Raw genomic sequence first — 654 nt, forward strand, 5'->3', positions numbered from 1 at the left:
TGATTCACCTTTTGGTGTAACTTCAACATTGACGCGTTCTTCATTCGCTTCAATTGTTGGAGAATCCGGTGTTGACTCTTTTCGTGGCATAGTCACTTTACTTTCTGGACTTGTGTTACTATTACCTTTTGTTTCAGTAGCTACAACTTCGCTTTCTGCTTGTACAGCTGGGTGGCCTAGTGTGACTTTTCCAGTATATTCATCTAATTGAATATGTGGCACTTCTTTATTGAGTGACCATATTTCCTCTTTTTTGATTGCGATAATTGAATCAGGTTGACCTTCTGAATTTGTATAATTGATAATTAATTTCGTTGATTCACCTTTTGGTGTAACTTCAACATTGACGTGTTCTTCATTTGCTTCGATAGCTGGCGACTCTGGTGTTACTTCTTTTCGTGGCATATTTATTTTACTTTCTGTACTTGTATCACTATTACCTTTTGTTTCAGTAGCTACAACTTCGCTTTCTGCTTGTACAGCTGGGTGGCCTAGTGTGACTTTTCCAGTATATTCATCTAATTGAATATGTGGCACTTCTTTATTGAGTGACCATGTTCCCTCTTTTTTGCTTGCGATGATTGAATCAGGTTGGCCGTCTGAATTTGTATAATTGATCACTAATTTTGTTGATTCACCTTTTGGTGTAACTTC

At 37.3% G+C, this 654-nt stretch carries 1 pseudogene; it reads right to left on the reverse strand.

Features of this window, described 5'->3' with window-relative positions:
* Positions 1-654, reverse strand: a pseudogene (locus tag HMPREF2706_RS07050) (YSIRK signal domain/LPXTG anchor domain surface protein); the annotation flags it as partial.

Source organism: Staphylococcus sp. HMSC067F07, assembly GCF_001837405.1.
In the GTDB taxonomy this organism is placed as follows: domain Bacteria; phylum Bacillota; class Bacilli; order Staphylococcales; family Staphylococcaceae; genus Staphylococcus; species Staphylococcus capitis.